This window comes from Micromonospora sp. NPDC050200, assembly GCF_040656135.1.
Lineage (GTDB): Bacteria > Actinomycetota > Actinomycetes > Mycobacteriales > Micromonosporaceae > Micromonospora.
The window spans coordinates 1-20,437 of record NZ_JBFALG010000066.1 but is presented as its reverse complement, the minus strand read 5'-3'; the positions used below and the strand labels follow the sequence as shown (position 1 = coordinate 20,437).

The 20,437-nt window shown below is 72.2% G+C and carries 16 protein-coding genes; 7 read left to right on the top strand and 9 right to left on the bottom strand.

Going from position 1 to position 20,437, the window contains the following annotated elements; genetic code table 11:
* Positions 1 to 28 precede the first annotated feature (28 nt).
* Both AB0I41_RS29445 and AB0I41_RS29440 read right to left on the bottom strand, forming a co-directional pair.
* Positions 29 to 1,294, bottom strand: a complete 1,266-nt coding sequence (locus AB0I41_RS29445; RefSeq protein ID WP_357113846.1) for a CoA transferase — start codon at positions 1,292 to 1,294, stop codon at positions 29 to 31.
* The gene (locus tag AB0I41_RS29440) at positions 1,287 to 3,401 is read right to left on the bottom strand and encodes an acetate--CoA ligase family protein (protein WP_357113845.1); all 2,115 of its coding nucleotides are present in this window, start codon (positions 3,399 to 3,401) and stop codon (positions 1,287 to 1,289) included. Before AB0I41_RS29440 ends, AB0I41_RS29445 begins: the two co-directional genes overlap by 8 nt.
* 93 nt (positions 3,402 to 3,494) lie before the next feature.
* Here AB0I41_RS29440 and AB0I41_RS29435 point away from each other — a divergent pair, with 93 nt between their 5' ends.
* From AB0I41_RS29435 to AB0I41_RS29420, 4 genes are read left to right on the top strand one after another with little or no spacing between them, the layout of a single operon-like run.
* Positions 3,495 to 4,139: a TetR/AcrR family transcriptional regulator gene (locus AB0I41_RS29435; RefSeq protein ID WP_357113844.1), complete on the top strand. Its 645-nt coding sequence runs from the start codon at positions 3,495 to 3,497 to the stop codon at positions 4,137 to 4,139.
* Positions 4,136 to 4,972, top strand: coding sequence for an SDR family oxidoreductase (locus AB0I41_RS29430; RefSeq protein ID WP_357113843.1), 837 nt, complete (start codon positions 4,136 to 4,138; stop codon positions 4,970 to 4,972). Before AB0I41_RS29435 ends, AB0I41_RS29430 begins: the two co-directional genes overlap by 4 nt.
* Positions 4,972 to 7,029, top strand: a complete 2,058-nt coding sequence (locus tag AB0I41_RS29425) for a hydantoinase/oxoprolinase family protein (RefSeq protein WP_357113842.1) — start codon at positions 4,972 to 4,974, stop codon at positions 7,027 to 7,029. Before AB0I41_RS29430 ends, AB0I41_RS29425 begins: the two co-directional genes overlap by 1 nt.
* Positions 7,026 to 9,188 carry a hydantoinase B/oxoprolinase family protein gene (locus tag AB0I41_RS29420; protein ID WP_357113841.1) on the top strand — a complete coding sequence of 721 codons (2,163 nt, stop codon included), beginning with the start codon at positions 7,026 to 7,028 and terminating at the stop codon, positions 9,186 to 9,188. Before AB0I41_RS29425 ends, AB0I41_RS29420 begins: the two co-directional genes overlap by 4 nt.
* A 155-nt stretch (positions 9,189 to 9,343) precedes the next feature.
* Here the strand turns inward: AB0I41_RS29420 and AB0I41_RS29415 are convergent, their stop codons facing one another.
* Genes AB0I41_RS29415 through AB0I41_RS29405 form a run of 3 tightly spaced genes read right to left on the bottom strand, consistent with a single transcriptional unit; the run spans position 9,344 to position 12,761 of the window.
* Positions 9,344 to 10,087 (bottom strand): ABC transporter ATP-binding protein, encoded by a 744-nt coding sequence (locus tag AB0I41_RS29415; protein WP_357113840.1) that lies wholly within the window; start codon positions 10,085 to 10,087, stop codon positions 9,344 to 9,346.
* The gene (locus tag AB0I41_RS29410; RefSeq protein WP_357113839.1) at positions 10,084 to 11,901 is read right to left on the bottom strand and encodes a branched-chain amino acid ABC transporter ATP-binding protein/permease; all 1,818 of its coding nucleotides are present in this window, start codon (positions 11,899 to 11,901) and stop codon (positions 10,084 to 10,086) included. Before AB0I41_RS29410 ends, AB0I41_RS29415 begins: the two co-directional genes overlap by 4 nt.
* A 2-nt stretch (positions 11,902 to 11,903) precedes the next feature.
* Positions 11,904 to 12,761: a branched-chain amino acid ABC transporter permease gene (locus AB0I41_RS29405; RefSeq protein WP_357113838.1), complete on the bottom strand. Its 858-nt coding sequence runs from the start codon at positions 12,759 to 12,761 to the stop codon at positions 11,904 to 11,906.
* A 118-nt stretch (positions 12,762 to 12,879) separates the two neighbouring features.
* On the opposite strand from AB0I41_RS29405, the gene AB0I41_RS29400 reads away from it, so the two are divergent.
* Both AB0I41_RS29400 and AB0I41_RS29395 read left to right on the top strand, forming a co-directional pair.
* The gene (locus tag AB0I41_RS29400) at positions 12,880 to 13,926 is read left to right on the top strand and encodes a phosphotransferase family protein (RefSeq protein ID WP_357113837.1); all 1,047 of its coding nucleotides are present in this window, start codon (positions 12,880 to 12,882) and stop codon (positions 13,924 to 13,926) included.
* 337 nt (positions 13,927 to 14,263) lie between these two features.
* The gene (locus AB0I41_RS29395) at positions 14,264 to 14,854 is read left to right on the top strand and encodes a TetR/AcrR family transcriptional regulator (protein WP_357113836.1); all 591 of its coding nucleotides are present in this window, start codon (positions 14,264 to 14,266) and stop codon (positions 14,852 to 14,854) included.
* A gap of 39 nt (positions 14,855 to 14,893) precedes the next feature.
* Here AB0I41_RS29395 and AB0I41_RS29390 read toward each other — a convergent pair whose 3' ends face one another.
* The 4 genes from AB0I41_RS29390 to AB0I41_RS29375 form a co-directional block, all read right to left on the bottom strand.
* Positions 14,894 to 16,114, bottom strand: a complete 1,221-nt coding sequence (locus AB0I41_RS29390) for an acetyl-CoA C-acetyltransferase (RefSeq protein ID WP_357113835.1) — start codon at positions 16,112 to 16,114, stop codon at positions 14,894 to 14,896.
* Between the two features lie 148 nt (positions 16,115 to 16,262).
* Positions 16,263 to 17,321, bottom strand: a complete 1,059-nt coding sequence (locus tag AB0I41_RS29385) for an acyl-CoA dehydrogenase family protein (protein WP_357113834.1) — start codon at positions 17,319 to 17,321, stop codon at positions 16,263 to 16,265.
* A gap of 9 nt (positions 17,322 to 17,330) precedes the next feature.
* The gene (locus tag AB0I41_RS29380; protein WP_357113861.1) at positions 17,331 to 18,479 is read right to left on the bottom strand and encodes an acyl-CoA dehydrogenase family protein; all 1,149 of its coding nucleotides are present in this window, start codon (positions 18,477 to 18,479) and stop codon (positions 17,331 to 17,333) included.
* Between the two features lie 28 nt (positions 18,480 to 18,507).
* Positions 18,508 to 19,377, bottom strand: a complete 870-nt coding sequence (locus AB0I41_RS29375) for an SDR family oxidoreductase (protein WP_357113833.1) — start codon at positions 19,375 to 19,377, stop codon at positions 18,508 to 18,510.
* A gap of 163 nt (positions 19,378 to 19,540) precedes the next feature.
* On the opposite strand from AB0I41_RS29375, the gene AB0I41_RS29370 reads away from it, so the two are divergent.
* A complete protein-coding gene (locus tag AB0I41_RS29370; protein WP_357113832.1) occupies positions 19,541 to 20,302 on the top strand; it encodes an SDR family oxidoreductase in 762 nt (253 codons plus the stop codon).
* Positions 20,303 to 20,437: the final 135 nt, after the last annotated feature.

Here is a 20,437-nt window from a genome sequence, read left to right as displayed (position 1 = left end):
GGCACTGTAGGGTCGGGTGTGATCTGCGTCAAGCTTTCGCACCGGGCTCCGCCGGAGGTACGGGGCCATCGACGACTCCGGCCGCCCGCAGGTCGGCGAGCTGCGCGCCGGTCATACCCAGCACCGACCGGAGCACCTCGTCGGTGTGCTCCCCGGCACCAGGCGCCGCGCCCAGGGGAACCGCCGCCTCGTCCACCAGGCGAATCGGGCCGGGCATCAGCTCGGCGCCGCTCTCCTTCGCCGGCGACCACGGCAACCGCTCGCGGAACTGCGGGTCGGTGGCGATCGAGGCGGCGTCGTTGACCGCCGCGATGGGACAGTTCGCCTCGGCGCCGAGACGTACCCACGCCGCCGTGGTCCGGGTCTCGAAGATCGCCTGCAGCTCCCGCCGCAGCGTCTGATTGCCGCGGGCGTGATCGGCGTACTGCTCGCCCGGGTTCGCCTCGAACAGGTCGGACCGGCCGACCGCCAGGCAGAAGTTCCGCCAGAACTCCCGCTCGGACGCCATCAGCAGGACATGACCATCCATCGACCGGTAGTACTGGTAGCGGACGGATCCCGCCATCCCGGCCACCCCCGGCGCCCGCCGGGCGCCGCCGTCGGCCGGGTTCCCGGTCACCTCCGTCGCCGGCCGCTCGTAGGCCCGGGTGCCCTCGATGGCGTACCAGTTGGTGGTCGCGGCGACATCACTCTGGGCGAGGTCGATGTGGGCGCCGACCCCGGTCGCCCGGGCCCGCAGCAGCGCGGCGCACACCGCCAACGCGCCCCAGACGGGGGTGACCCGCACTCCGACGGTGGTGTGCGGGGGCAGGTTGACGAAGCCCTCGTCGTCCACGGCCGGCGCGGCGAGGCCGGCCCATGCGTCGAAACCGATGCCGTGCGCGGGGATGTCCCGGTAGGGGCCGGTCATCCCCCAGCCCGACACGCTGCACACGACCAGCGCCGGGTTGCGTTCCCGCATCCGCTCGACGGTGATGCCCCGGCGCGCGAGCGCACCGGGACGCATCGCCTCGATGACCACCTCGGACCGCTCGACCAGGTCCAGGTAGAGGTCCACGCCGGCCGCGGACCGCAGGTCGATGCCGACGCTGCGCTTGCCCCGGTTGACATGCCAGTGCAGCAACGACACGCCCTCGATGATCGGCCAGGCCATGGTGCGGACGTAGTCACCGCCGGGGGGCTCGACCTTGATCACGTCGGCGCCCAGTTCGGCGAGGGTCATGCCGAGGGCGCCCGGCTCCAGCAGCGAGCTCTCAAGCACTCGTATACCGGCCAGCAGTCCGCGCTCAGCCATGAGCCACTCCGGTTGCCAAGGCGTCGAGCGCCACCGCCCCCTCCGGGAGGGCGAGCAACGGGTTGACATCAAGCTCGGTGACCACTCCGTCGAGGGCGATGTCCTGGACCGCCATGATCACATCGACCAGGGCCTCCAGGTCCGCCGGCGGCGCGCCCCGGTGCCCGGCCAGCAGCGGGAAGCCACGCAGCTCGCGGAGCATCCGATGAGCCTCGCGCCGGCCGAACGGCGGGATCCGGAACGCCACGTCCCGGTAGACCTCCACGGCGACGCCGCCGATGCCGGCCATGACCACCGGGCCGAACACCGGGTCAGGGGCGATGCCGACCACCGTCTCCACCCCGCCACCGAGCTGCTCGCTGACCAGGACGCCCTGCCAGCTCGCGCCCGACTGCGCCGCGACCACCCGCTCGAACTCGGCCACCACGGTCGCGACCTCGTCGGGGCTCCGTACGCCGAGGCGGACCAGGCCCAGGTCGGACTTGTGCGCGATGCCCGCCGCGACCGCCTTGAGCACCACCGGTCCGTCGAACGACGCCGCCGCGGCGGCCGCCGCCGCGTCCGCGCACAGCACGTCCCGCGTCACCGCGATCCCGTACCGGGTGAGCAGCTCCTTGGACTCCACCTCGGTCCAGGTCCGCGCGGCGGTGGCGGTCGGCGCCGGGTTCGGGCGCGGTTCCGGCAGCACCAGCTCGGACACGTCGTCCTGGAACGCGTGGAAGTCGAGGAAGGCCCGGATGGCGGTGACGCAGTTGCCGAAGGTGCGGAACACGGGCAGCTGGGATCCCAGCAGCCCCACCCGGTAGGCGTCCTCCGTGCCCGACGGCGAGCCCCACACCACACACACCGGCTTGTCGGTGGTGGCCGACACCGCGACCAGGTCGGCCACGAAGGCGTCGCTCATCGGCGGGAAGGCCCCGGTGATCGGTACGACCAGGATGCCCACGCCCGGGTCGGCGAGGATGGTGTCGAGAATCTTGCGTCCCCGCCAGTCACCCACCGGGTGTCCGCCGTTGTCCACCGGGTTGTCGATCCGTAGGTAGTCCGGAATCCACTCCCGTAACCGCTCGCGCGTCTGCGGGGTGAGTTCGGGCAGGTCGATGCCGGCGGCGGTGAGCAGGTCGGCCATGTGCGCGCTGGTTCCGCCGGAGATCGAGTAAACGCAGACGCCCGGGACCGGCGGGCGCTTGGCCCGGGCGAACAGAGCGGCGGTGTCGAGCAGCTCGTCCAGCCCGTCGACCCGGGCTATCCCGTACTGGCGCAGCAGCGCCGAGACAACCTCGTCGGCGCCGGCCAGGTGTCCGGTGTGGGACTGCGCCCAGGACCGTCCCACCGCCGTGCGGCCCACCTTCACCACGACGATCGGCACGCCGAGCCGAGCGGCCCGGGCCGCGGCGCGCTGGAACGCCGGCCCGTCGTGGAAGCCCTCGAGGTATGCGGCGATCGCGCCGGTCTCCGGCAACCGGGCGAAGTAGTCGATGAAGTCGGCCGCGTCCAGATCCCCCTCGTTGCCGGTCGGCGCCCAGTTGCTGAACCGGATGCCGAGCTCCTGCCCCTGGAAGACCGGTCGGCCCTGATGCCCGCTCTGGGTGATCAGCGCGATCGCCCGGCCGGGCAGGTCGTCGCGAAACGCTTCGAACAGGTTCATGTTCGTGTTGGGCCCGAGCATCCGGACGCCACCGGCGGCGAGGCGACGGACCAGGTCGGCCTGACGTCGGGCCCCGTCCGCACCGGTCTCGGCGAATCCGGCGGCGAAGACCACGAGAAATCGCACGCCCTTGTCGACGGCGTCCTGCACCACCCGGTCCACGTCGCTGACGAGGACCACGGCGACATCCACCTCCCCGGGAACCTCTCTGACCGAGGGGTAGGTGGGCGTTCCGTCGACCTCCGTCCGCCGGGGATTGACCGGCACCGCCGTCGCACCCGTCCTGGCCGCCCAGTCCCGAACCCGGCGCCAGTTGAGGGTGGTCGGTCGTCCCGGGGTGTCGGAGGCGCCGATGACGGCGACGGTACGGGGATGGAACAGCAGGTCCAGCTCCGGATCGGGCGGGACGTCCGCGTCCGCCGCGTCCCGGACCGCCACCTGCGGTGAGGCTGGTTTCATCCGTCACCTCTTCCGAATGTAGCAAGCGTTTGGTAGGTATAGCTGTACTAACAAGCGTTCGTTTGTGTCAACACCGTGATCAGAGGTGCGTGGATGAATCACCCGCAAACGGAACCGACCCGTGACCGGATCGTGCTGGCCGCGTCGCAACTCTTCGCCGAGCACGGCTACCACGGCACGTCGATGCGCGACATCGCGGCGGCAGCCGGCATCCGGCCGGCCTCGCTCTACAACCACTTCCCCGGCAAGGAGGACATCCTGCTGGCGGTGGGGCACCGCTACTTCGCCGCCATGTGGCCGGCGCTGCGCGCCGCCGGCGAACATCCCGGTGACCCGCTCGACCGGCTCCTCGCCCTGATCACCGCCGCCACCGAGGTCGGGCAGAGCCACCGGTACGAGCACCAGGCCCTGGTCGGCGAGATGCGGCTGATCCGGCGGACCCCCGCCCTCGCCCCACTGGTCGAGTCGGGGCTCTCCTGCATCGCGCTCTGGCACCAGATCATCGCTGCCGGGCAGCGCGACGGGCTGTTACGCGACGACGTTGTCCCCGCCGCGGCGACCTGGCTCATCTTCACCGCGATCACCGGCCTGGTCGATCAGGGTCACCGGTCGGACGTCCTCGGTGACCCCGCGGTACGCACGGTCTCCGCGCTCTGCGCCGTCCTCGTCGACGGCCTGCGCCACCCGAACACCCGCACCGGCACGTCCCTGCCGCACCCGCCTCTGGTCAGCGCATGAGCGAGGCGGGCTGCTTTCAGGACCGGGTGGCGCTCGTACTCGGCGTGGGCAGGCCTCCGGGAATCGGCCGGGCCACCGCACTGCGACTGGCCGCCAGGGGCGCGCACGTGATCTGCGTCGACGATCTCGCCGACGAACACGGACCGCGGGACACCGCACAGGTGCCACCGGCGCTGTTCGACGAGATCGTCGCGGAAGTCGACGCGGCCGGCCCCGGCCGGGCGTTCGGTGTGGCGTACCCGCACCGCAGGGACTGGCCGGACCTGGTCCACGAGGTGGTGACCGAGTTCGGGCGTCTCGACATCTGCTGCACCCTCAACGGTGCCACCGGGGCCCAGGCCGGGGACGGCCCGTTGCTCGAGCTCGCGTCCGAGTCCTTCGAACGATGCTTCGCCGTCAACGTGACGTGGAGCCTGCGGCTGCTCAGCGCCGCCGCGCGAGCAATGATCCAGCTCGGCCGGCCCGGCGCACTCGTGGCCCTGTCGTCGCACGCGGCGCGCCGCCCCACCCCGGGCATCGGGGCGCTGGGCGCCGCCCGTGCCGCCGTCGAACACCTGGTGGCGGTCCTGGCCAAGGAGGTCGCGCCGTACGGCATCCGGTGCAACGCGGTGAGCCCACTGGCGGTCGGCCCGAGCCGCCTCTTCCCCAATCCCGGCCTGGTCACGCTGGCGGAACGGGAAGCCGGTTCGCTCGACCGGTGGCTCAGCCGTGACGTCCCACTCGGACGCTCCCAGGGGGCCGACGAAACCGCCGCCGTGATCGAGTTCCTCTGCTCGGACCAGGCGTCGTACCTCACCGGAGTGACCGTCCCCGTACACGGAGGAGCGAGCTGATGCGGCTGATCGGCATCGACACCGGGGGAACCTTCACCGACGCCGTCGTGCTGGATCACGGCGGCCGGACGACGGTGGGCAAGGCCTTGTCGACCCCGGGGCGGGTCGACGACGGAGTCCTCGCCGCCGTCGGCACGGTCGCGGACAGTCTCGGACTCACCCTGCGCGACCTGCTGTCCGCCACGGACGTACTGGCCCACGGCACCACCGTCGGACTCAACGCGCTGCTGACCCGCTCCGGTGCCCGGGTCGGCCTGCTGACCACCGCCGGGTTCGAGTCGACGCCGGCCATCGCCAAAGCTTCGAAACTGCACCACCTGCCCGAGTCGGACCTCCGTGCGCCGAGCCGGTGGCGCAAGCCGGACCTGCCGCTACGCCGCAGCGACGTCGCCGGGGTGCCGGAGCGGGTCGACCTGACCGGGGAAGTCATCGTCCCGCTCGACGAGGAGGTCGCCCGAGCCGCCATCACGCGGCTGGTCGCGGCCGGCGTGGAATCGATCGCCGTCGGTCTGCTGTGGGCACCGGTGAACCCCCGCCACGAGCACCGCATCCGCGAGTTGGTCCGCGAGATCGCACCGGAGGTGCACGTGACGCTCTCCAGCGACGTGGCCGCCCGGATCGGCGAGTACGAGCGCACCTGCACGGCGGTCGTCGACGCGTACACCGCGCCGCTGGTCGCCTCGTACCTGCGCCGGCTCGAAACCCGACTGCGCGACCACGGCTTCGTCGGGGACTTCGTGGTCATGCGAATGGGCGGCGGCGTGCAGCCGGCCCCGGTGGCGCGTCGGCAGGCGGTGCAGACCCTGCGCTCCGGACCGGCCGGCGGCGTGTCCGCCACCCGGGCGCTCGGCGCCCGGTTGGGTCACGCCAACCTGATCGCCACGGACGTCGGTGGCACCAGCTTCGACGTCGGCCTGGTAATCGACGGTGAGGCCCATTCGGCCCGACTGCCCACGATCGACCGGATACCGCTGGCGGTGCCCGCGGTCGACATCCCGTCGATCGGCACCGGGGGAGGCAGCATCGCCTGGTACGACCCGGCGCTCGGCACCCTGCGCGTCGGGCCACAGAGCGCGGCCGCGCGGCCCGGGCCGGCCTGCTACGGACTGGGCGGCGCCCGACCGACGCTGACCGACGCCGTCGTCGTCCTCGGGTACGTGACCCGACTTGGCGCCACCCTGACACTGGACCGGGACGCGGCGAGCCGCGCGATCGGCGAGCATGTCGCGCGCCCGCTGGGCGTCGGGGTCATCGAGGCAGCCGAGGGCATCGTCCAGGTGGCGTGCGCGCAGATGCGCGACCTGGTCCGACGTACCACCATCCAACGCGGGCACGACCCGTCCGACTTCGTCCTCGTCGCGTACGGCGGCGCCGGTCCGCAGTACGTCGGCCGGTACGCGGAGGATCTCGGCGTCTCCGAGGTGATCATCCCGGCCCTGGCTCCCGAGTTCTCCGCCTACGGCGCGATCTCGGCCGACCTGCGCGTCGCCGAGGGGCGCGACCTGCGGCCGGTCCCCCTCGTCGACGCGGGCCCACTGATCGATGCGGCGCTGGCCGAACTCGAGCCCGAGGTGGTGGCGCAACTCCGGGGCGCCCACCTGACCGTCCGGCGCAGCGTCGGGCTGCGGTTCTACCGGCAACTGCAGCGCGTCGACCTGCCGATCCCGGCCGGCCCGGTGGACGCGGACGTGATCGAGGACCTGCTGGCACGGTTCCACAAGGGCTACGAGCTGGTCGTCGGGCCGGGAAGCGCACCGCCGGACACGCCCGTCGAGGTGGTGGCCGTCGGGCTGGAGGCGGTCCGTCCGATCGCCGTACCCGCGCCCTCGCCGCGCCCGCGCCGTCGGGCACAACCGGTGCGCACCACCCCCACCTGGTTCCGCGGCCAGGCAGACGACTGGCCGGTGTACCGGTGGGAGGCCCTCGGCGCAGGCCAGCGCATCAGCGGCCCGTGCCTGGTCGAGTCGGACCAGACGACGGTCGTGGTCTATCCGGGCCAGGCCCTGCAGGCGCTCTCCGATGGAGATCTCCGCCTCATCCTTGAGGAGACAGCGTGACCACGACCCCGCCCGACCCGATCACCTTGGAGATCATCCGGCACCGCCTCGCCGGGATCAACGAGGAAGCAGCGATCATGCTCCGGCAGGTCTCCGGATCGCAGATCGCCGTCGAAGCCAACGACCTGAACACCGCCATCACCACGGCCGACGGCACCGTCGTCGCCTGCGGGGACTACGTGCTGTGCCAGGTCGCCTCCCTCGATCTGGTCACCTCCGACATCATCCGGAACTACTCCACCGACCCGGGAATCCGTCCCGGTGACCAGTTCATGACCAACGATCCGTACGTCGGCACACTGCACCAGCCGGACGTCGTCGTCGTGGCACCGGTGTTTCACGAGGGCACGCTGGTGGCCTGGTGCGGTTCGACCGTGCACCAGCCGGACGTGGGTGGTCCGGCCACCGGCGGACTGGCGCTGGACGCCGGGTCGATCTTCGATGAGCCCCTGCCGGTGCCCCCGGTGCGGATCGTGGAGCACGACCGGATCCGCCGCGACATCGAGCGCGGCTATCTGGTCCGGTCCCGCACCCCACGCCTGAACGCGCTGGACCTCGCCGGCCAGATCGCGGCCAACCGCGCCGCCGTGGCGGCGATCCAGAACCTGTGCCGCCGCTACGGCACGGATACCGTGGTCGCGGCGATGGACCACCTCGTCGACGCCGCGGAGCGGCAGCTTCGCGCGCGGCTACGGGAGCTCCCGGACGGCCGCTGGCGACACGTGTCCTACCTCGAACACGGCACGCCGGCGCCGGACAACACGGACGTCTACCTGGTGCGGCTGGAGGCGATCAAGCGGGGTGACGAGCTGATCCTGGACTTCAGCGGCAGCTCCCCACAGGCCCCCGGTGCGATCAACGCCGCCTACCCCGCCCTGGTCAACTTCACCGTGGCGTCGGTGCTGGTCTACCTGTGCGCGGACCTGCTGTGGGTGCCGGGTGCCGTCGCCCGGGTGGTGAAGATCGTCAGCCGTGAGGGCACCGTGGTGCACGCCTGCTGGCCGGCCGGAGTGGCGATGAGCACCGCCACCTCCTGCCAGGCCATCCGGGTCAGCGTCAACGCGTGCCTGTCGCGGATGTTGGAGGGCTCGGTGGAGCTCGCCCGGCTGGCGATGGCCAGCTGCCAGTCGTCCGGAGCGGGCGGCGGGGTGCTCTCCGGTGTCTCACGCTCCGGCGAGCCGTTCGGCTCGATGACGCTGGACGAGCTGACCGGTGGCGGCGGGGCGACGCTGCTGCTCGACGGCGTCGACTCGTCGGGCTCCACCACCTCACCCGGAGCGTCCTGCGCCAATGTGGAGGTCAACGAGAGCTACCTGCCGGTGCTGTACCTACGGCGGGCCGAGCTCGCCGACTCTGCCGGCCCGGGACGGCAGCGGGGCGGGGTGGGATGCGTCATCGCGCTTCGGCCGCACGGTACCGAGGAGCCGGTCCGGGTCGTCTCGTTCGCCCAGGGACTGCAGCATCCGGCCGCGGTCGGTCTCGACGGGGGTGACCCCGGCCGACAGAGCATGTTCTACGCCGGCCGGGTCGAGGTCGTGGACGACCTGTTGGCCGGCGGGCCGGTCGCGCGCGCTCTGCCCTTGCCCGACGCGGCAGCGCGGCTCACCGGCAGCGCCGTGCACCTGGCGGTGACGCAGGGCGGAGGCGGGTACGGCGACCCGCTGGAGCGCGACCCCGCGGCGGTGCTGACCGACGTCGAGGACGGGCTGGTGAGCGTCACGGGGGCCGAACGGGATTACGGCGTCGTGCTCGTACGGGTTGGCGCGACGTCCTGGACGGTGGACCGGGAGACGACGACGGCCCGGCGCCGGCTCGTGCGCTCGGACCGGATCGGCGGCCGGGAGCCGGCGGCCCCGGTGGCGCACCGGCCCGGTCGCCGACTGACCAACGCGCTGGATCTGGTCGACGGCCCCGGGGGGCGGCACATCGCCTGCGCGCGGTGCGCCGCCCCGCTCAGCCCGGTCGACGGCAACCCCTACCTGGCGATGGCTGTCGTGGAAGGCCCGGTGCACGAGGCGGCGCCACTTCCCGCGCGTTACCCCGGCTCGGAGCGGTTCGTCATTCGGCGCCTGCACTGTCCCTCGTGTGCGAGCCGGATCGAGGTGCAGGTGTCCCTGCGCTCCGACCCGGTGGTCCAAACGGTGTCACCCATCGCGTGATCCGTCCCGCCCGGCACCGAGCCGCCACCCAGCGGCCGGTTCTCTCTCGCCGGCGGGTCGTCGGGCGCCAACCGAAGGTCCGGCTGCTGCTCGGACAGTCGGTGGCCCCGACGACCAGGCGGGCGCGCGGGCAGGCCGGGCACCCCGGGCCCGTACTACCGGAGCCGGCCGAAGTACGCGTCGGCGAGTGCGTCGGACCCGGCGACGTCCGCCGCCGGCCGATCGAGGATCACCCGGCCCACGTCCAGCACGGTGACCCGGTCGGCGACCTCGAGAGCAGCCGCCACGGCCTGCTCGACCAGCAGGATGCCGATCCCGGTGGCCTTGAGTGCGGCGACCGTGGCCATCACCTCGGCGACCACCGAGGGCGCCAGGCCACCCGACGGTTCGTCGAGCATGAGCAGCGACGGCTGGGCCATCAGGGCCTGCCCGATGGCGAGCATCTGCTGCTGCCCACCGGACAACTGGCCCGAGGCCACGTGCCGGCGCTGCGCGAGGGTCGGGAACATCTCGTAGATCGGGTCCAGCTCAACCAGCAGCTTCCGCTTGTTCAGCCCGCGCGTGTAGCCACCCAGCAGCAGGTTCTCCTCGATGGTACGGCGACGGAAGATCCGCTTGCCCTCCTGCACGAGCCCGATGCCGGCCCGCACCCGCTGGTGCGGCGGCACGCCGGTGATGTCCCGGCCGCGCAGCACGACCGAGCCGGCGTCCGCCCGGTTCAACCCGGCGACCGCCCGGAGCGTGGTCGTCTTGCCGGCGCCGTTGCGCCCGAGCAGCACGGTGATCTCGCCTGCGCGGACCTGCAACGAGGCGTCCCAGACCGCGCGGATGTCGCCGTACCCGCTGGCCAGGCCACGGACCTCCAACAGCGGACTTTCCACAGTGGCCGGACTGCTCACGGACGGACCTCCTGCCGCACGCCGAGGTACTCGGAGAGCACCCGGGGGTGGTTCTCGATCTCGTTGGGCGTACCCGAGGCGATCAACTCGCCCTGCGCCAGCACATGGATGGCGTCGGCCTGGTCGAGCACCAACCGGAAGTTGTGCTCGACCAGGATCACCGTGGTGCCTGCGGCGCGAATCGCGCGGATCAGCTCGGCGAGCCGTTCGATCTCGTCCTCGTCGAGGCCGGAGGCGACCTCGTCGAGCAGGAGCACCTTGGGCCGGGCCACCAGCGCCCGCGCCACCTCGAGCAGCCGCCGGGTGCCCAGCGGCAGGGACGCCGCCTCCACGTCGGCCAACCTCGCGGCGCCGACCAGGCGCAGCACGTCGTCCACCTCGGCCCGATCGGCGGCCGCCGCCCGCCGGTAGTGAGGCAGCCGGAGGATCGCGGCCGGCATCCCGACGTGGCGCGGCGAGTAGGCCCCGGCGGCGACCGCCTCCCGTACGGTGATGTGCTCCGGGAACAGCGGCGTCTGGAAGGTCCGTGCGACCCCCGCCCGAGCGACGTCGTGCGTGCTACGGCCGGTGATCTCCGCGTCCCCGAGGTGGATCGACCCGGAGTCGATCCGGTAGTAGCCGCAGATGACGTTGAGCAACGTAGTCTTGCCGGATCCGTTCGGTCCGATCAGGGCGGTGATCTGCCCGGGCACTGCGGTCAGCGTGACTCCGCCCAACGCCTGCAGGCCGCCGAAGCGTTTACGTACGTCGGTCACCTCAAGCCGGGCACCGGTCAACGGCGGCAGCGCGGGACCGTCGGGTGCCGGGCCGACCGGCGCGGCCTCGCCGGCGACGACCGCATCCGAAGTGGGCCGCCAGCGCGCCGCCAGCCGGGCGACGGCCCGGTTGGCGAGCCCGGCCAGGCCGTTGGCCACCAGCGTCCCGGCGAGGATGAGGAAGACTCCGTAGACGACTTGGGTGTACTGCTCGAACTCGGTGGAACGCAGCGGACCGTACTGCATCACCGCGGCGCCGACGAAGGGTCCGTAGATGCTCTTGGCGCCGCCCAGGATCGAGGCGGCCAGCACCGTCACGGCGAGCGTGAAGCCGAACGAGTGCGGCGCGAGGTACTTGTCCACATAGGCGAAGAGGGCCCCGGCGATGCCGGCCGGGATCGCGCCGATCGCGTACGCGGTCAGCTTCATCCGGTAGACCGAGATGCCGAGCGACGAGGCCAGGATCGGGCTCTCCCGCAGGACCTGGAAGGCGACCCCGTGCCGGGAGGTGATCAGATTGCGCATCACCGCGAACCAGCAGACGGTGATCAGCGCGACGACGACGTACATGTCGAGGCTGCTCAACTCCGCGCCGAAGAGCCGGGGCCGGGGGATGCCGACCATGCCCACCGCCCCGCCGGTGTAGTGCTCGAGCAGGTCGAGGAACTGCGGGACCAGCAACACCAGGAAGAACGACGTCATGGCCAGCGACCAACCGCCGAGCCGCAGCCCCGGCACCCCGGAGACCAGTCCGACCACCAGCGCCGCAGCGGCCGCGACCAGCACGAGCAGAGCCAGGTCGTTGACCCAGTGCATGGCGAGGTAGCCGGTCAGGTACGCGCCGGTGGCGTACATGGCGGCCTGCCCGAGGGCCAACTCGCCGGTGTACCCGAAGCTCAGGTTCAGCCCGCTGGACAGCAGCGCCAGGATGCAGGTGAGCAGCAGCAGCCGCCGGGTGCCGGAGCTGATGCCGAGCCAGGGCGCCGCGACCAGCAGCACCGCCAGCACCAGGGGGATCGTCCATGACGGCAGGGCACGGAGCTGACGGGGAAGCGCCATCGTCACACCATCCGTTCCCGCGTCGTGCCGAACAGCCCGGTGGGTTTGAGCATCAGGATCAGCAGCAGGACGACGAACACCATGATCGTGGGCAACTGGCTGCCCAGCCAGCGCCCGGTCAGCGATTCGACCAGCCCCACGAGAAAGCCGCCGAGCAGCGCCCCGGGCAGGCTGCCGAAGCCGCCGATGGCCAGTGCCACGAAGCCCTTGAGCGCCAGCGCCGCGGCCAGGGTGGAGACCGCGAACGTCTTCGGGCCGACCAGCGGGCCGGTCAGGCCGGCCAGCACCCCGGTGAAGACGAACGCCCCCAGGGCGAGCCGCTTGACGTTGATTCCCCGCAGCAGCGCCGCGTCCCGGTCCTCGGCCATGGCCAGCAGGGCAAGCCCGGTCAGCGACCGACGGCTGTAGACGATCATCGCCACCGCGATCGCGACGACGCTGACGACCAGCACCACCTCGGGGGCGCTGATCCGGCCGCCGAGCAGTGTGAAGGTGGCGTCCGAGCCGACGGCCGGCACCTTCAGCACCTGGTCGCCCCAGATCAGTCGGGTGGTGCCGTCGAGGAGGGTGGCCATGCCCAGGGTGGTGACCAGGTGGGCGTGCGCGCCCTTGACCGGCCGGATGGCCACGAACTCCTCGAGCAGAGCGATGAGCCCGACGCCGACCGCCGCGATGGCGAAGATCAGCAGGACCGGGAGCTGGGCGACGACGAGGCCCCAGTAGGTCACGAAGATCGCGAACATCATGAGTTGCGCGTGTGCGAAGTTGAACGTCGTGTATGCGATGAAGACGACGTTGTAGCCGATCGCGATCAGGGCGTAGACGGCCCCGATCGACAAGCCGGACCAGATCGGTGTCACCGCACCTCCTCTCGGTCGCCATGGCGGCGGTCACGCCGATTGAGGAACTATAGCGAGCCAACCAAGCGCTTGCTACTGTCATCGCGAAGTCGCCACATCCGATTCCGGGGAGTCGCCGATGAGCGCCGTGCCGCCCCTGCCGCTCGGGATCTCCCCCGCGGTCCCCACTTGGCTGGCCGAGCACCTGCCGGGGCTGCGGCCGCCGATCGGGTTCAGCCGGTTGCCTGGTGGCCGCTCGAACCTCACGTACCTGGTCACCGACGCCGCGGGCGTACGTCGGGTGCTTCGCCGGCCGCCGCTCGGCTCGCACGCGGCGACGGCGCACGACGTGCTTCGCGAGGCGCGCCTACTGGACGGGCTCGCGGGCGAGGTGCCGGTGCCCGCCGTCCTCGCCGTCTGCGCGGACGATTCGGTCACCGACGCGCCCTTCGTGGTGTTGGAGCACCTGGACGGCCTGGTGCTGCGCGACCCGGCCGGCGTCGAGGCATCGCTGAGCGTGGCGCAGCGGCGGGTGGTGGGTCCGGCGTTGGTCGATGCGATGGTGACGCTGCACCGGGTGGACCCGGAGCGGGTCGGCCTCGGCGCCCTGACGGCGCGCCGCGACCACGTGGCACGTCAACTACGCCGGTGGTACGGGAACTGGCGGCGCGGCGGCACCCGCGAGCTTCCCGATCTCGAGGCGGCGCACGCGCGCCTGGCCGAGCTCGTTCCCGAGCAGCGCCGCACCGGCATCGTCCACGGCGACTACCGCCTGGACAACTGCGTCCTGGGCCCGTCGATGGCCGTCCGGGGCATCCTCGACTGGGAGCTGACCACAGTCGGCGACCCGCTGGTCGACCTGGGGCAGTTCCTCGTCTACTGGGCGGAGCCGGCCGACGAGCACACCGCACTGTACGCGCCGCCGACCGTGGTCCCCGGCTTCTCCACCCGCGCGGAGCTGGCCGAGCGGTACTGCGCCGCGACGGGTGAGGACCCGGCCTCGCTGGACTACCACCTCGCCTTCAGCTGGTGGAAGACGGCCTGCATCGTCGAGGACGTGTACACCCGGATGCGCCGGGGGGCCATGGGTGTCACCGACCGCTCCCCCGAGTCCTTCGCCGAGCAGGCTGCGGCGCTGGCCGCGCAGGCTCGCCGGGCAGCCGCGCGCCTGGTCGCGCCCCGGTGACCTCCGTCGGTCCGGCACCCGGTAAACGTTCATGGGCACCGCAGTAGCGACCACGCGTTGGATCGTGGCATCCTGCGTGAGCAAATCGACACCGACTCCCACAGGGATCGATCCCTGACCTACCCGCCCGGGGGTGCGCACTCACGGGGACACGCCCGTGACGGTCGGTGGGGCGCCGGTCGAGGACGGTCGGCCCGGCGGAACGGCGCGCCGGGAACACTCTCGTAACAAGCGCTTGGTAGGCTAGGTGACGGCCCGAATGCGGCCGACGGCAGTGGCCGTACGCCTCGGGCCGAACACGATCCGTCCCGTCTAGTTGTCTGTGAGGGAAACATTGGTGCGAGAGCCTGGGGACCGGCGCGAGGCGATCCTCGACACCGCGGCCGCCCTGTTCGCCCGCAAGGGGGTGGCGGCGACCACCGTCCGCCAGATCGCCGACGAGGTCGGCATCCTCTCCGGCAGCCTTTACCACCACTTCGATTCCAAGGAGGCGATGGTCGACGAGATCATCTCGTCGTTCCTGCGGGACCTCAAGGATCGATACGCGAAGGTGCTGGCCCAGGAGGCCGACGCACGAATCCGGCTGCACGACCTGATCGTGGCGTCGTTGGAGGTGGTCGAGGCGCACCCGCACGCCGCTGAGATCTACCAGAATGACGTCAACTACCTGCTGGGGATCGAACGCTTCGGCTACCTGCGCAACGCCGGCCGCCAGGTGCAGGACACCTGGCTCAAGGTGATCGAGGCCGGCGTCGCCGAAGGCGTGTTCCGCGGCGACCTGGACGCGAAGATCCTCTACCGGCTGATGCGGGACGCGGTGTGGCTGTCGGTGCGCTGGTTCAAGCCGAGCAAGGGGTACCCGATCGCCAAGCTGGCCGAGGACGCCACCTCGCTCTTCCTGGACGGCCTGACCGCCAAGGGTGACTGAGCGCGGGCGGCGCCGGAGGCACCGGGCCGCCCGCTGCGCTCAGGCGAGCCGCTCCAGCACCATCGCCATGCCCTGCCCGCCCGCGGTGCACATGGTCTCCAGGCCGAACTGCTTGTCGCGGAAGCGCAGTCCGTTGATCAGAGTGGTGGCGATGCGGGCTCCGGTCATGCCGAAGGGGTGGCCGAGCGCGATCGCCCCGCCGTGCACGTTGACCCGCTCCGGGTCGACACCGAGCATCCGGCAGGACGGGATGACCTGCGCCGCGAACGCCTCGTTGATCTCGACGAGGTCGATGTCCCCGATGGACATCCCCGCGTTCGCCAACGCTCGCCGGCTGGCCTCCACCGGCCCGAGGCCCATGATCTCCGGGCTGACCGCGGAGACGCCGGTGGCCACGATCCGTGCCAGCGGGGTGAGCCCGAGCTGACGCGCCCGGACGTCGCTCATCACGACGAGCGCGGCGGCACCGTCGTTGAGCGGACAGCAGTTGGCCGCGGTGACCGTCCCGTCGGGACGGAACGCCGGCTGCAGGCCGCTCACCTTTTCCAGTGTCACCCCGGCGCGTGGCGAGTCGTCGCGGCTGACCAGGGTGCCATCGGGCAGGGCCACCGGGGTGATGTCGAGCTCCCAGAAGCCGTCGGCCGCCGCCTTCTCGGCCAGGTTCTGACTGCGTACGGCGAACTCGTCCTGCTCGCGGCGGCTGACGCCGTACCGCTGTGCGACGTTCTCCGCGGTCTGCCCCATGGCGATGTAGACGTCGGGCTCCTCGCCCGTCTCGCGTGGGTCTCGCCACACCTCGGCGCCGCCGCGCGCGCGTCGGGCGGTCCGCTCCTCGGCAGCGGCATAGCGCCCGTTGTGGGTCCCCGGCGCACCGTCGGACTTGCCCCGGTCGTACCGGGAGACGACCTCCACCCCGGCCACCGCGAAGGCGTGTCCTTCCTCGGCCTTGATCGCGTGGAACGCCATTCGCGCGGCCTGCAGGGAGGAGGCACAGTAGCGTTGCACCACGGTCCCGGGCACGTCGTCCAGTCCGAACTGGAGCGCCAGCATCCGGCCGAGGTTGTACCCCTGCTCGCCGGCCGGCTGGGCGCAACCGACCAGCACGTCGTCGAGGTCGTGCGGATCGAACGCGGGCACCTGCGACAACGCCGCCCGCATGATTTCTGCGGCGAGATCATCGGCCCGCATCTCGGTCAGTGAGCCCTTGTACGCCCGTCCGATCGGCGAACGGGCCGCGGCCACGATCACGGCTTCTGGCACAGCATGTCCCCTACTCCTCGGCCGATCAGTCGCTCCTGGTCGCAGTGCGTCCGCGGCGAAGCGGGCAGGCGTCTCGCGGCCTTTCGGCTGGTCTCAATCCTGTTGATGAACCTAACAAGCGCTTGGTTCGCGGTCAACGCGTCCGGTGTCACAGCCCGGCCCGCGCCGCGATCACCCGGCGCAGCGCCACCTCGTCCCCGAGCAGCAGCCCGTTCGCGGTCGCCCGCTTGAAATACAGGTGGGCGTCGTGTTCCCAGGTGAAGCCGATAGCGCCGTGCAACTGGATGCTCTCCGCGGTCACCGCGTAGGCGGCCCGGGCGGCAACCAGCTTCGCCAGCGGCGCCGCGACGCCGAACTCCTCGGTGCCGGCCACCCGCAGCGCGTACCAGGCGCTGGAGGTCGCCGCCTCCACGGCCACGGCCAGGTCGGCGACCCGGTGACGCAACGCCTGAAAGTGCGCCAGCGGCACGCCGAACTGCTGCCGCGTCTTCAGGTAGTCGACCGTCAGCTCCAGGCTGGCCCGGGCGACACCGACCGACTCGACGGCGAGCGCCGCCCACAGCAGCTCCACGGCCCGCCGCACGTCGCGCCCGACCAGCGACGCCGGGGCTTGGTCAAACTCCAGCCGGGCCTGGCGCCGCGTCGGATCCAGCGTGTCGTGCGGCGTGCGTCGGAGGTTCTCGGCGCGAACGGCGTACAGGCCCGGCTCGCCGTCGCAGACCGCGGCGACGACGACCACGTCGGCGACCGCGCCGTCGAGCACGTGCTCCTTGATTCCGTCGAGCAGGTAGCCGTCGCCGCCGCGCCGGGCGGTGCAGGACCAGCGATCCGGCGTCCAGCCGGCGCCGGGTTCGGCCAGCGCCAGCGTGGCGATGACACTGCCGTCGGCCAATCCCGGCAGCAGGTCCGCGGCGAGCGCCGGGTCGACGGCTGCCGCGGCCGTGACCGTGGAGAGGTAGGGCGCGGGCAGCAACACCCGTCCGGCCTCCTCGAGGACGATGCCGAGCTCCACCTCGGAGGCGCCGAACCCGCCGTGCTTCTCGTCGATCGCCAGCGCGGTGACCCCAAGCTCGCCGGCGAAGCGCCCCCAGAGCATGGCGTCGAAGCCGTCCGCGGTCCGCACCCACGGGGAGGTGGCGTGCCGGGCCAGGAAGGCCCGCACCGTGTCGCGCAGGTCCGTCTGCTCGGCGGTGAATCCGAATTCCACCCGCTCCCCCTAGCTCCGTGGCACCCGGCCGAGCAGCCGGTCGGCGATGATGTTGCGCTGGATCTCGTTGGATCCGCCGTAGATGGTGTCTGCCCGGGTGTAGAGGAACAGGCGCTGTGCGTCGCTGAGGCCACCGTCGGCGAGCGTGGCCATCGGCCCGACCGCAGTCATCGCCAGTTCGCCGAGGCGCTGGTGCCACGGCGCCCAGAGCAGCTTGGCGACCGACGCCTCCACTCCGGGCAGCTCCCCCTCCGGCGTGCCGAGAGTGCGCAACGCCTGGTGGCGCAGGGTCTGCAGGCCCACCCACGCATCCACGGCCGCGTCCCGCCACACCGGGTCGTCGTACGTCCCGCTGGCCCGGGCCGCGGCGAACACCTCGTCCAGCTCGCGGGCGAACCCGAGCTGCTGACCGAGGGTGGCCACGCCCCGTTCGAACGCGAGCGTCCCGGTAGCGACGCGCCAACCGTCGCCCGGCTCGCCGACGATGTTCTCCGCCGTGGTCACCGCGCCGTCGAAGAAGACCTCGTTGAACTCCGACGTTCCGGTGATCTGGGTGATCGGACGCACCTCGATGCCCGGCTGGTCCATCGGCACCAGCAGGTACGACAGCCCGCGGCGCTTGGGCGCGTCCGGGTCGGTGCGGGCGAGCACGAAGCACCAGTCCGCGACGTGCGCCAACGACGTCCACACCTTCTGGCCGGTGATCCGCCATACGTCGCCATCGCGGACCGCCCGGGTCTGCACGGAGGCCAGGTCGGAGCCGGCGTTCGGTTCCGAGTAGCCCTGGCACCAGAACTCGGCGGCAGCGGCGATCGGCGGCAGGAACCGCCGCCGCTGCTCCTCGGTACCGAACGCGATCAGCGTGGGGGCGAGCAGATACTCGCCCATGTGGCTGAGTCGCCCGGGGCCACCGGCCCGGGCGTACTCTTCGAAGAAGATCACCTGCTGGGCGATGGTCGCGCCTCGGCCATCGGCGGCGCGGGGCCAGCCCAGCCCGATCCAGCCGGCTGCGCCGAGCTCGCGCTCCCAGCGCATACGCAGCTCGATGTTCTCGTGCTCACGCCCAGGACCGCCGGAGCCGACCAACGCGGCGAACTCCCCGGTCAGGTGGGCGGCGAGCCACTCACGGACGCACCGGCGGAACTCGGCGTCCGGCAAGTCGGGGATGTCGTCGACCGCTGGCATCTCAGACTCCGTAGACCGGGGCCGGGGCCGGTGCCTTGCGGATCAGCTCGCGGATGACCGGACCCAGTTCGTCGGGGCGCCACCGCCGGCCGGCGTCGATCGCCTCACCGTGCTGCCAGCCGTCGGCGACGCTGACCGCCCCGCCCGCGACCTCGAAGATCCGGCCGGTGACGTCCTCGGACTCCTCGCCGGCCAGCCAGACCACGAGCGGCGAGACGTTCTCGGCCGCCATCGCGTCGAAGCCCTCGCCTGGGGTACGCATGGCGTCGGCGAAGACGGCCTCGGTCATCGCGGTCCGGGCGGACGGGGCGATCGCGTTGACGGTGATGCCGTAGCGCGCCAGCTCGGCCGCCGCGACAACGGTGAGGGCCGCGACGCCGGCCTTGGCCGCCGCGTAGTTGCTCTGCCCGACGCTGCCCATCAGGCCGGCGCCGGAGCTGGTGTTGACCACCCGGGCGGCCACCGGCCGGCCGGCCTTGGCGCGGTCGCGCCAGTACGCCGCAGCGTGGCGCAACGGCGCGAAATGCCCCTTGAGATCGACCCGCAGCACCTCGTCCCACTCCGCCTCGGAGAGGTTGACCAGCATCCGGTCGCGCACCAGGCCGGCGTTGTTGACCAGCGCGTCCAGGCGGCCGTAGGTCTCCACGGCGAGGGCGATCAGCGACTGGGCGTAGTTCCAGTCGGCGACGTCGCCGCTGCTCGCCACGGCGGTGCCGCCGGCTGCCCTGATCTCGCCGGCCACGTCGTCGGCCGCCGGACCGACGTCGTTGACCACCACGCGGGCACCCTCGGCAGCGAACGCCAAGGCGTGCGCTCGCCCGAGTCCCTGCCCGGCGCCGGTCACCACGACCACTCGTGTCGATCCGCTCATCGCCACCCTCCTGTGAGATCCCGCCGGCCCCTGTGCTTTCCGGGCTGGCCATGCCGCCCGTGCGTCGTCCTCGGCCTACCACGGGGTGATTGCCTGCCGTGAGCCGGGGCGGCTCGATTCCGCGGAGCTAGCCTACCAAGTGCTTGCTTGGTAGCCTAGCCCGGTGATCGACGACTTCTCGAAACGTCCCGGCGCCGCCCTGGTGGTCGGCGCGACCGGCGGCATCGGGCGCGCCGTCGCCCGGATGCTCGCCGCGCGCGGCAGCGCGATCGCCCTCACCTACCGCCGGAACGCCACGTCGGCCGAGGGACTCGCCGACGAACTCGCGCGCGCTGGCGCCTGGCCGCTCGACCTCACCGACGCGCGAGCCTGCGCGGTGGTACTCGCCGAAGCCGCCGCGCGCTTCGGCGGGCTGCACACGGTGGTCTACGCCGCTGGGCCACACGTACCTATGGTCCACCTCAGCCGGGTCGACCCGGCGACCTTCCGCGCCCAACTGGAACAGGACACCCTCGGCTTCTTCCACCTGGCACACGCCGCGCTGCCGCACCTGCGGGACAGTCGCGGCAGCCTGGTCGCCGTCACCACCGCCGCCACCCGGCGCTACCCCATCCGCGACGGCCTCTCCGCCGGGCCGAAAGGCGCGGTCGAGGCGCTGGTCCGGGGCATCGCCGCGGAGGAGGGGCGATACGGCGTGCGCGCCAACTGCGTCGGCCCCGGAATGCTGACCGACGGCATGGCCGCCCGGCTGATCGCCTCGGGCGACCTCGACGAGCGAGCGCTGACGGTCACCCGCGGCAACATCCCGCTGCGCCGCTTCGGCACCGCCGACGACATCGCCGAGGCGGTCTGCTTCCTGGCCAGCGACCGGGCCGGCTTCATCACCGGCCAGCAGCTCGACGTCGACGGCGGCTACACCGTCTGACACCGGCACCCCTGCGGCGGGGGGGGGGGGGGGGGCGCGCCCCCCCCCCCCCCCCCCCCCCGCCGCCCCCCCCCCCCCCCCCGGCCGCGGTCGCGGAGGCGCGGCCCCGCACTCTGCCGTTCTGGGCCAACCCAC